An 11,078-nucleotide genomic window follows, 5' to 3' on the forward strand; every position below is an offset into this window, starting at 1 on the left:
CCTTCGGGCAGGCCATACGGGGATGACGGAAGAAGCCCAAGTCGGGAGGTCTGCTGCGCGAGCTACTTCGAAGAGCGCGCCCTGCGGGCGTCGGGGGTGTGTCCCTGGCTGGCTTAGGGTTTCGGGCCGGTGCTTTCGCGGATGGTCAAGACTGGGGTGAGGAGCGCGTGTTCGTCTACCGGTTGTTCGCCCCGCGACGCCGCTGTGAGTCTGCGTAGCAACTGCTCCACTGCCACTCTGCCCAAGTCCTGGTCCGGGCCGGACACCGCTGTCAGGCGAGGGGTGTGTTGTTCGGCCAAGCGGGCGGGGCCCAGGGCTATGACCGATGCGTCCTCTGGCACGGTTCGGCCGCTGGTGCGTAGCAGGTTTAGGAGGGGGCCGATGGCGGCTTCGTTCTGGACCACGAAAGCGGTGGTGTCGGGGCGGTCGGCGAGGATTCGGGCGTAGGTGCCTGCTGTGCTGCCGTAGGTGCCCTCTGACGTGCGGTGGACGAAGCGGAGTGCTCGTTGCTTTGCGCGGTCGCGGAAGCCGGTCAGGGTGGGGTGGGATTGGTGGTCGGGGTGGGTTATGAAGGCGACCTCGCGGTGGCCCAGGTCGGCCAGGTGGTCGGCGCATAGGGCGCCGGCTGTGGCGTGGTCGTGGTCTACGTAGGACAAGCCTGTGGGGGTGTCGGGGAGGCCGATTAGGGAGGCTTGGGTGCCCTGTTCGTGCAGGACTGGGATGCGTGGGTCGTTCGGTTCTACGTTCATGAGGATCACGCCGTCGGCCAGGCCGCTCAGGGCTACCCGGCGCACGCCCTCGGGGCCCTCGTCGTTGGTGATCAGCAGGACGTCGTACCCGTACTGCCTGGCCGCGATGGTGACCGTGGTGGCGATCTCCATCATGGTCGGGTCGTGGCTCTCCGACCGCAGCGGCACCACCAAGGCGATGATGTACGAGCGGCGGGCGGCCAGGGCTCGCGCGCGGGCGTTGGGGTGGTAGCCCAGTTCCGTCACGGCCTGCTCGACGCGGCGCCGGGTCTCCTCGGAGATCGTGCGCTTCCCGCTGAGCACGTAGCTGACCGTGCTGGACGACACGCCCGCGTGCCTTGCCACGTCGGCGAGTGTGACCATCCTGCTCCTTCTCGTGATCCGTCTGCGGGTACAAGCATGACGGGTCCGGCGGGAGCGGGCAGTCGCCACCCCTCGGACGTGGTGGGTCCGAGGGGTGGCGCGGGCCGGTCAGGGTGGGCCCGGGAGGAGGGTCAGGCGGTGGTGCAGGCGGCTCCGTTGAGGGTGAAGGAGGCCGGCTTGCCGGAGTTGCCGGTGTGGGTGGCCTGGAAGCCGATGGCCACCGACGCGCCGGGGGCGATCGTGCCGTTGTAGGACACGTTGCGGGCGGTCACGGCGCCCGACTTGGGTGTGTACTCGGCGTTCCACCCCGAGGTGATGGTCTGGCCGGCGGGGAGGGTGAAGCCGAGCGACCAGCCGGAGACGGTGGTCGTGCCGGTGTTGGTGATGGTGATGTCCGAGGTCAGGCCGTTGCCCCAGGCGTTGACGGTGTCGGTGACCCGGCAGCCGGCCGGAGGCGGCGTGGTGGTGGTCGTCGTGGTGGTGGTCGTCGTGGTGGTGGTCGTCGTGGTCGTGGAGCCGCCGGAGGCGGTGATCCGGTAGACGACCGTGCCGTGCGACGGGACGGAGGCCGAGATCGTGCCCGAGGACGAGCTCTCGGCGCCGGTCCACGCGTCACGCAGGACGAACGACGTGCCCGCCAGGCCGACGGCGGAGGTCGTCGTGCTCACCGTCGTGGTGGTGCCGCCCTGGTTGAACAGGGCAACGGCGACATCCCCGTTGGACAGCCGCTTGGCCAGCACCCGGCGGGTGCCGTCGTTGGACACCTGGACCGCCTGCAACCCCAGCGGGTCCTGGTTGATGTCGAGGAGCGCCTTGTTCTTCAGGATCGTCGACGTGGCCGCGTTCATGTTGCGCAGGTCGTTGCCGGCGATCAGCGGCGAGGCCAGGATCGCCCACAGCGCGAAGTGGCTGCGCATCTCGGTGTCGGTCATGCCGCCCCGGCCGACCTCCAGCATGTCCATGTCGTTGAACCCGCCCGGACGGGCGTAGTTGGCGATCGGCACGGTCACGTTGACGATGTTCTGGATGCCCATCGGGTAGCCGTTGGTCTGCCCGGTGTCCCACTTGTTGGTGATGTCCTCGGTGGTGCGCCACATGTTCGACACGTCGCCCCAGTTGCGGCGCGGGCCGGTCTTGTCGTGGATGCTGTTGGAGTTGATGCTGTAGACGATCGGACGGCCGGTGGCCGCCAACGCGTCGCGCATCTTGGCGAACACGCGCACTTGATCATCCATAGAGCCGGTGGGCGAGCACCAGTCGTACTTCAGGTAGTCCACGCCCCACGCGGCGAACTGGCGGGCGTCCTGGGCCTCGTGGCCCTGGGCGCCGGTCGCGCCGGGGTAGGAGTTGAAGTACTGGGCGCACGTCTTGTCCAGCGGGGCCTGGTAGATGCCGAACTTCAGGCCCTTGCCGTGGATGTAGTCGCCGAGGGCCTTCATGCCGCTGGGGAACCGGGTCGGGTCGCCTTGCAGGTTGCCCTGGGCGTCGCGGTTGGGGTTCATCCAGCAGTCGTCGACCACGACGTACTGGTAGCCCGCGTCCTTCATGCCCGACGACACCATCGCGTCGGTCATCTGCCGGATCAACGTCTCGTTGATGTTGCAGCCGAACGTGTTCCACGAGTTCCAGCCCAGCGGCGGCGTGCGCGCCACGCCGTTCTCCAGGGCCTGGGCCGGGCCGGCTTGCAGTGCCGTCACCACGCCCGCCGCCACCAACGTGGCCGCGGATAAGGCGGTCAGGGCGCGCCGCCGCCAAAGGGGAGTTTTCACACTCGGGTCCACTTCTGGTTGGGCTGGCCGTTGCACGTCCACAGCACCAGGCGCGAACCGTTCGCGGTCGCGGCCTGTTCGACGTCCAGGCACAGGCCGGAGCGGGTGTTGCGCAGGGAGCCGTCGGAGTTCAACGTCCAGCGCTGGTTGTCTTGGCCGTGGCACGACCACGTGATCACGCGGGTGCCGTTGGTGGTGCCGCCGTTGTAGGCGTCGAGGCACTTGTCGCCGAACACGCGCACCTCACCGCCGGCCCAGGTGGTCCACAGCTGGTTGGCGGCGGTGTGGCAGTCCCAGATCAGGACGGTCGAGCCGGCGGCGGTGGAGGCGTTGTCGACGTCGACGCAGCGGTTGGAACCGGTGCCGCGCAGGCGCGAGGTGGTGGCGGCGAGGGGGCTGCCGCCGCTGACCCGGAACGCCGCGACGCCGTGCGCCGGGACGCTCGCGGAGATCGTGCCGGAGCTGGAGGACGTGCCGCCGGTCCACAGGTCGGTCAGGGTGAAACCGGTGCCGGACAAGCCGATCTGGGCGGCGGTGGTGGAGACGGTGGCCGTGCCGCTGCCCCGGTTGAACAGGCCGACGGCGACCGAGCCGTCCGACAGCGCCTTGGCGAAGACCTCGGTGTTGCCGTCGTCGCGCACCCGCCGACCGCCCGCGCCGAGGGCGTCCTGGTTGACGGCGATCAGGCGCGGGTTGCGCAGGATCGCGCTGACGTCCGCGGACATGGTGCGGATGTCGTTGCCCGCCATGAGGGGCGCGGCCATCAGCGCCCACAGCGCGAAGTGCGAGCGGGACTCGGTGAGGGTCAGGCCGGGGCGGCCGACGACCAGCATGTCCGGGTCGTTCCAGTGGCCGGGGCCGGACTGGGCGGCGAGCGGGGCGGTGACGTCCAGGACGTTGCCCACGCCCATCGGGTAGCTGTTGGTGTTGCCGTTCTGCCAGATGTCCAACAGGTCTTCGGTGGTCCGCCACAGGTCGGCGACCTCGCCCCAGTTGTACTTGTCCCCGGTGGGCGCGTGGAAGCTGTTGGAGTTGATGCTGTAGACGATCGGGCGGCCGGTGGCGCGCAGGGCGTCGCGCATGATCGTGAACCGGGCGACCTGCTCGTCCCGGGTGCCGCTGCCGGAGCACCAGTCGTACTTCAGGTAGTCCACGCCCCACGAGGCGAACGACCGGGCGTCCTGGGCCTCGTGGCCCAGGCTGCCGGTGGACCCGGGGAACGTGCCGACGCCCTGGGCGCAGGTCTTCTCGTTGGGGGCCTGGTAGATGCCGAACTTCAGGCCCTTGCCGTGGATGTAGTCCCCGAGGGCCTTCATGCCGCTGGGGAACTTCGTCGGGTGCGCCCGCAGGTTGCCCTGGGCGTCGCGCTGGGGGTCGAACCAGCAGTCGTCGACCACCACGTACTGGTAGCCGGCGTCGCGCATCCCCGAGGAGACCATCGCGTCCGCGGCCTGGCGGACCTGGGCTTCGGTGATGCCGCACCCGAAGCTGTTCCAGGAGTTCCAGCCAAGAGGCGGTTTGAGCGCGGGGCTGCCGGGCGCGGCGGACGCGTCCGGAGGACCGGGCACGGCCGGGAGGCCGGGTGCGGTGGCGGCGGTCGCGGCCAGGACCAGCGCGACGGTGGCGCGGCGCAGCGCCGTCCAGGGTCGGAAGGGCATCGCAGTCTCCCAGTGTCGTCGTCGACTCCAGGAATGTAACCACGCCATCACAGCCGGTCAAAGCTAAACTTGTGAGCGCTCACTTCAGCACGCACCCCCTGCGACCCACGTTTCGACCATATTTGCGCAAGTTCTTGTGAGCGTGAACAACAGCCGGCACACTGCCGTCCGCACCACACCCCTGCCCGGGAGGTCTCGACATGGAGCCGACAGGCTAAGCGTTCCCGGCGCGCGGCGGCGCGACCGAACCGCCCACGCGCACCGGCATCGGGACCCGGTGGACCACGGGGGTCCGGTTGCCGCGCCGGCGCCGTTCGAACAGCCCCAGCAGGACCTCGACCGCCCGCACGCCCAGGTCGTGGTGCGGCAGGGCGACCGTGGTCAACCGCGGACGCAGCCAGGAGGCGATGGGATGGTCGTCGAACCCGATCACGGAGACGTCGTCCGGCACGGACAGGCCCGCCTCGGCGAGCGCCTGGTAGGCCCCGAACGCCAGCCGGTCGTTGAAGCACACCAGCATCCGGGGCCGGTGGCGCCGCAGCACCTCCCGCGTCGCGGTGTAGCCGTCCTCGGGCATCCACTTGGGACACCGGTGCGCGCTGACCACCTCGATGCCCGCGGCCTGGAACACCTCGTGCATGCCGACGAGTCGTTCCACGGCGGCGGTGCTGTTGGGCGGGATGTCCTCCAGGCCCGGCCCCGCGCCGATCAGGTGCACGCCGGCGCGGTGCCCGGCGTCGACGACGACCTGCGCGGCCGACCGGCCCGCGCCCACCTCGTCGGGCAGCACGGAGTGCACCGTCGAGCGGGACGCCGGCGTGGCGTTGAGCAGCACGGCCGGCCCGTCGTGCAGGCCGTCGGGCAGCGCGAGCGCCCTGGTGTACATGGCGGCGAACACGATCCCGTCCACGCGGCGGTCGTGCATGGTCTCCACCAGCGCGCGCTCGACCGCCGGGTCGCCGCCGGACTCGCCGACGAACACCAGGAACCCGCGCTTGTGCGCCGCCTCGACCGCGCCCTCGATCATGCCGCCGGCCAGGTCGGAGGACGCCACGGTGTCGGAGACGAAGCCGATCGTCTGCGACCGCCCGGTGCGCAGGCCTACCGACAACGTGTTGCGGCGGTAGCCCAACTCGTTCGCGGTCGCCTTCACCCGGCGCTCGGCCTCTTCGGAGATGCGCAACTCGCGCGCGCGTCCACTCAGGACCAGCGACGCGGTCGTCGCGGACACGCCGCTCGCTTCGGCCACATCGGCCAGTGTCACCCGTCTGCGTCCCACCCCAGACCCGCCTCTCGACGAGCGGGCAATCGCCCGAGCCGACAAGCTAACACGGTTTAGCAGGCGACGAGGAGACCTGGATGTCCCATCGCGCCGGCAAAGTTCTCGTCGTGCTGACACTGTTGGCGGTCGGCTGCACCGCGCCCGGTGGACCGATTCAATCCACTGTGGACTTACCCGTGGCACCGGGGTGCGGCACGGACCCGGTGATGGTGAAGGCCCGGTTCGAAACCGGTTTCCCGCTGGCGAAAGCACTCGCCGAGGAGTTCTCCCGGCAGCACCCGAACGTCACGTGGGACATCCGCGAAGAGCAGTTCGACGTCCTCACCCGCAACGCGCCCCGCGTGCTCGCCGACGATCCCCCGGACATCATGCGACTCCCGCAAGTGTCCGAAGTGGTGCGAGCGGGGCTCCTGCGCGACCTCGACGGCTACGCCCGCGCCCTGGGCTGGGACCGCAGGCCGGACTCCCAGACCCGCCCGCTGCGCGTGGCCCCCGGTGGACGGCCGCGAGGCGAAGGACCGCTGTACGCGACCGGACTGTCCACCAGCGTCACCGGCGTCTTCTACAACAAGGACCTCGCCGCGCGGATCGGTGTGCGGGAACCCGAAACCCTGGCCGAGTTGGACGACGCCCTCGCCCGCGCGAGGCAAGCGGGTGTCACCCCGATCGCGGGGTTCAACGGCGGCGCGACCGGCGGCCTCACGTTCCCCCTGCAAAGCCTCATGGGTTCCTACGGGTCTCCGAGGTCCATAGACGACTGGACGTTCCAACGCCCCGGCGCGACCATCGAGACCCCGGCCAACACCGAAGCCGCGCGGCACCTCGCGCGCTGGCTCGCCGCCGGCTACTTCGACGCCGACCTCAACGCCACGGACTACGCCCGCATGGTGGACCGGTTCACCTCCGGGCAGGCGCTGTTCATGGTCAACGGCGACTGGGAGTCCGGCACGCTGGACCGCCGCATGCCCGGCCGCGTCGGCTTCTTCCTCATGCCGCCGCTGCGGGCCGGCGCACCGCGCGCGGCGATGGCCGGTCCCCCCACCTTCGTCATCCCCGCCCGCGCCCAGCACCCGGACTGCGCGGCGGCGTTCCTGGACTGGGCCACCACCGACCCGACCGCCCGGAGCACCGTCGTGCGCGTCGGCGGCGCGAGGCCGCTGGGCCCGCCGGAGTCGTCCTGGCCGGTCGAGCCGGGTTCGGTCACCGCCGCCACCTTCGCCGCGACCGACGAGGTGCTGGCGCACGACACCGCGATGGACTTCATCGCCAACGCCACCGGCGCCATCTACGCCAAGAGCTGGACCCCGCAACTGCAACGGCTCGCGGCCGGCGAGCTGACCCCCGAGGAGCTGCTGCGCCGGGTGCAGGCCGACTACCTGACCCAGACCGGGGGCTGACCCGGTGACCACCCGCCTGGCCGGCTGGCTGTTCGTGCTCCCCGCGCTCGCCGTGTACGGGGTGTTCGTGCTGCGCCCGCTGGCGCTGGTGGCCCAGTACTCGCTGTACCGGTGGGACGGCGTCGGCCCCTCGACGTGGGTCGGGTGGGACAACTACGCGGCCGTGCTCACCGATCCCGACCTGCGCCGGCCGCTGGTGAACGCGCTGCTGCTGGTGGTGGTGTTCGCGGCCGGTCCGGTCGTGCTCGGCTTGGCACTGGCGGTTGTCGTGCGGCCGGGGTCGGCGCTGGTGCTGGTGCTGCCGCAGGCCGTGCCGCCGGTCGCGGCGGGGCTGGCGTGGAGCGTGCTGCTGTCCTCGACCGGTGCAGTGAACCGCGCGCTGGAGGCCGTCGGGTTGGGCGGGGTGACACGGGCCTGGCTGGGCGACTCCTCGACCGCGTTGGCGGCGGTGGGCGTGATCGGAGCGTGGGCGCTGGTCGGGCTGTGCGCGCTGCTGCTGTCGGCGGGCGTGCGGCGGCTGGACCCCGCGCTGTACGAGGCCGCCCGGCTGGACGGGGCCGGGCGGTGGCGGGAGTTCCGCGCGGTGACCCTGCCGGGTGTGCGGCGCGAGATCGGTGTCTGCGTGGTGATCACGTCGCTGGCGGCGCTGTCGAGCTTCGACGTCGTGTACGTGACCACGCGCGGCGGTCCCGGCGGCGCGACGGCCGTGCCCGCGCTGGAGGTGTTCCACCTGGCGTTCACCGAGCGCGCGGTCGGGGTGGCGTCGGCGTTGGCCGTGCTGCTGGTGGTGCTGGTGCTCGGTGTGGTCGGGCCGGTCCTGCGGTGGTCGCGGTGAAGGCGCTCGTGCGCGTCGGGCTGGCCGCCGTCACCCTGCTGCCGTTGGCGGAGTTGCTGGTGACCGCCTTGCACCCGCCTGGGACCTATCCCCCGGGCCTGACGTGGCCGCAGGACCCGCACTGGTCGAACTTCACCTTGGCGTTCCGCTCGGCGCGGGTGGACCGGGCGTTGGTGTCCGGTGGGGTGGTCGTGCTCGCCGTCGTGCCCGCGGTCCTGGTGCTGGCGGCGCTGGCGGGGTACGGGCTGGCGCGGCTGCCGTTCCCGGGTCGGCGGGTGGTGTCGGCGCTGTTCCTGGTCGGGCTCGTGCTGCCCCGGGAGGCCGTCGTCCTGCCGCTGTACCACCAGGTCCGCGACCTCGGGCTGCTCGACACCACCGCCGGGCTCGCGCTGGCGCTGATCGCCGCCCACCTGCCGTTCGGGATCGTCTGGATGCGCGCCCACTTCGCCTCCGCGCCCGTCGAGCTGGCCGACTGCGCCCGCGTGGACGGCGCCGGCCCGTGGACCGTGCTGCGCCGCGTGCACCTGCCGCTCGCCGGTGACGCGCTGCGGTCGCTGGCGCTGCTGCTGTGCGTGTGGACGTGGAACCACCTGCTGTTCGCCCTGGTCCTGGTCGACGACCCGCTGCGCCGGACGGCCGCGGGCGCGCTGGACGCCTTCCAGGGCCGTTGGGGCACCGACGTGCCACTGCTGTGCGCGGGCGCGCTGCTGATCACCGCACCGGTGGTCGCGGTGCTCGCCCTGGCGCACCACCGTGTCGCCGACGCCCTCGTCCGGGGCGTCGCGGTCCGATGATCACCGACGATCGAAGGAGCGCTCATGGCCGAGCCAGGCCACTCCCCCACCAGACGACGAAGGGCGACCGGTGCAGCCGTCGCGGTCGTCACGCTGCTCAGCGGCGTGCTGGTCGCACTGGGCACGACACCGGGCTCCGCCGCCACCGTGGACACCACCGCGTGGTACGTGCTGGTGAACCGCAACAGCGGCAAGGCCCTCGACCTGTACAACTCCGCCACCAACGACGGCGCCCGCATCACGCAGTGGGGCCGCAGTGACGGCGCCAACCAGCAGTGGCAGTTCGTCGACTCCGGCGGCGGCTACTACCGGCTCAAGTCCAAGCACTCCGGCAAGGTCCTGGACGTGAACGGCGCGTCCACCGCCGACGGCGCCGCCGTCATCCAGTGGTCCGACCACAACGGCAACAACCAGCAGTTCCGTCTGGCCGACTCGGACGGCGGGTACGTGCGCCTGATCAACCGCAACAGCAACAAAGCCGTCGAGGTGCAGGGCGCCTCGACGGCGGACGGGGCGAACGTCGTGCAGTACAGCGACTGGGGCGGTGCCAACCAGCAGTGGCAACTGGTGAAGATCGGCGGCACCACACCGGGCACCCAGTACACCAACCCGGTGGTGTGGCAGGACTTCGCCGACGTCGACATCATCCGCGTGGGCGACGCGTACTACATGTCCGGGTCCACCATGCACTACTCCCCCGGCGCGCCGATCCTGCGCTCGTACGACCTGGTGAACTGGGAGTACGCGGGCCACTCGGTGCCGTCGCTGGACTTCGGGTCCAAGTACAGCCTCACCGGTGGACATGCGTACGTGGACGGCGTCTGGGCGTCGACGCTGAACTACCGGCGCAGCAACAGCACCTTCTACTGGGCCGGCTGCATCGACTTCAACGACACGTACATCTACACGGCGTCGGCCGTCGACGGGACGTGGACCCGACACGCCCAGATCGACAACTGCTACTACGACGCCGGCATGTTGATCGACGACAACGACACCATGTACATCGCCTACGGCAACACCACCATCAGCGTGGCCCAGCTGTCGCCCGACGGCCGCAGCCAGGTCCGCGCCCAACAGGTGTTCCAGACCCCGTCCAACGTCGGCACGCTGGAGGGCGCACGTTTCTACAAGCGCGGCAACAGCTACTACATCTGGCTGACCAGGCCCGCGAACGGCCAGTACGTGCTCAAGTCCGACAACGGCCCCTTCGGCCCGTACACGATGCGCCAGGTCCTGCTGGACCTGCCGGGCCCGATCCCCGGCGGCGGCGTGCCGCACCAGGGCGGCTTGGTGCAGACGCAGAACGGCGACTGGTACTACATGTCCTTCGTCGACGCGTACCCCGGCGGCCGGATGCCGGCCCTGGCCCCGATCACGTGGACCGCTGACGGCTGGCCCGTACTCCAGACCGTCAACGGGACGTGGGGCACCAATTACCCGAAGCCGAACCTGCCCGCACCCCCCAGGCAGGTGAAGCCGATGGTCGGCTCCGATACCTTCACCGGACCGGCCCTGGGCCCGCAGTGGGAGTGGAACCACAACCCGGACAACAGCAAGTACACCGTGAGCAACGGGTTGAAGCTCTCCACCGCGAGCGTGACGAACGACCTGTACGCAGCAAGGAATACGCTGACCCACCGCATCCAGGGGCCGACGTCGACGGCGACCATCGAGCTGGACTACAGCACGATGCGGGATGGCGACCGAAGCGGGTTGGCCATGCTGCGGCAGTCGTCGGCGTGGATCGGCGTCAAGCGCGACAACGGCACAACCCGGGTGGTGATGACCAACGGGTTGAGCATGGACGGCAACTGGAACACCACCAGTACGGGCAGCGAGATAGCTAGTGCGGCGGTTAGTGGTGGGCGGATCTGGTTGCGGGCCAACGCTGATATCAGGCCGGGGAGCGGGCGTCAGGCTCGGTTCTCGTACAGCACCGACGGCGTGAACTTCACGCCGTTGGGCTCGGCGTTGACGTTGAACAACGCGTGGCAGTTCTTCATGGGGTACCGCTTCGGGATCTTCAACCACGCCACCCAGGCGTTGGGTGGATCGGTCACGGTGCGGAAGTTCGACCTGACCACACCATGACGAAGTGAGAACTGAGGCGCACCGCCGCGACAGTGCGGCGGTGCGCCTCAGGCTTTTCGGCGCGCGCAGCGCGGTGGTTCGCGCGCGGAGCGCGCGGTAGGTGTTACCTACAAGTGGAGGGCCTCGGTTCCCCCACC

The 11,078-nt window shown here is 70.4% G+C and carries 8 protein-coding genes; 4 read left to right on the top strand and 4 right to left on the bottom strand.

All coding sequences use genetic code 11. From position 1 onward, the window contains the following. Positions 1 to 113 precede the first annotated feature (113 nt). From WBN91_RS37255 to WBN91_RS37270, 4 genes are all read right to left on the bottom strand, one after another. Entirely contained in the window at positions 114 to 1,112 is a 999-nt protein-coding gene (locus WBN91_RS37255) for a LacI family DNA-binding transcriptional regulator (protein WP_337728982.1), read from the bottom strand. Between the two features lie 131 nt (positions 1,113 to 1,243). Next, positions 1,244 to 2,881: a cellulose binding domain-containing protein gene (locus tag WBN91_RS37260; protein ID WP_337728981.1), complete on the bottom strand. Its 1,638-nt coding sequence runs from the start codon at positions 2,879 to 2,881 to the stop codon at positions 1,244 to 1,246. Beyond that, on the bottom strand, positions 2,878 to 4,539 hold the full coding sequence (locus WBN91_RS37265; protein ID WP_337728980.1) for a glycoside hydrolase family 27 protein: 1,662 nt from the start codon (positions 4,537 to 4,539) through the stop codon (positions 2,878 to 2,880). Before WBN91_RS37265 ends, WBN91_RS37260 begins: the two co-directional genes overlap by 4 nt. Before the next feature lie 214 nt (positions 4,540 to 4,753). Beyond that, a complete protein-coding gene (locus tag WBN91_RS37270; RefSeq protein ID WP_337728979.1) occupies positions 4,754 to 5,788 on the bottom strand; it encodes a LacI family DNA-binding transcriptional regulator in 1,035 nt (344 codons plus the stop codon). Positions 5,789 to 5,898: 110 nt separating this feature from the next. Between WBN91_RS37270 and WBN91_RS37275 the strand changes: the two genes are divergently transcribed. Genes WBN91_RS37275 through WBN91_RS37290 form a run of 4 tightly spaced genes read left to right on the top strand, consistent with a single transcriptional unit; the run spans position 5,899 to position 10,941 of the window. Beyond that, entirely contained in the window at positions 5,899 to 7,218 is a 1,320-nt protein-coding gene (locus WBN91_RS37275; RefSeq protein WP_337729437.1) for an ABC transporter substrate-binding protein, read from the top strand. A gap of 4 nt (positions 7,219 to 7,222) precedes the next feature. Continuing rightward, positions 7,223 to 8,053 carry a carbohydrate ABC transporter permease gene (locus WBN91_RS37280; RefSeq protein ID WP_337728977.1) on the top strand — a complete coding sequence of 277 codons (831 nt, stop codon included), beginning with the start codon at positions 7,223 to 7,225 and terminating at the stop codon, positions 8,051 to 8,053. Next, positions 8,050 to 8,847 carry a carbohydrate ABC transporter permease gene (locus tag WBN91_RS37285; protein ID WP_337728976.1) on the top strand — a complete coding sequence of 266 codons (798 nt, stop codon included), beginning with the start codon at positions 8,050 to 8,052 and terminating at the stop codon, positions 8,845 to 8,847. Before WBN91_RS37280 ends, WBN91_RS37285 begins: the two co-directional genes overlap by 4 nt. A gap of 24 nt (positions 8,848 to 8,871) precedes the next feature. Further along, the gene (locus tag WBN91_RS37290; protein ID WP_337728975.1) at positions 8,872 to 10,941 is read left to right on the top strand and encodes an RICIN domain-containing protein; all 2,070 of its coding nucleotides are present in this window, start codon (positions 8,872 to 8,874) and stop codon (positions 10,939 to 10,941) included. Positions 10,942 to 11,078 lie beyond the last annotated feature (137 nt).

The organism is Saccharothrix sp. CCNWYY140, assembly GCF_037401995.1.
In the GTDB taxonomy this organism is placed as follows: Bacteria; Actinomycetota; Actinomycetes; order Mycobacteriales; family Pseudonocardiaceae; genus Actinosynnema.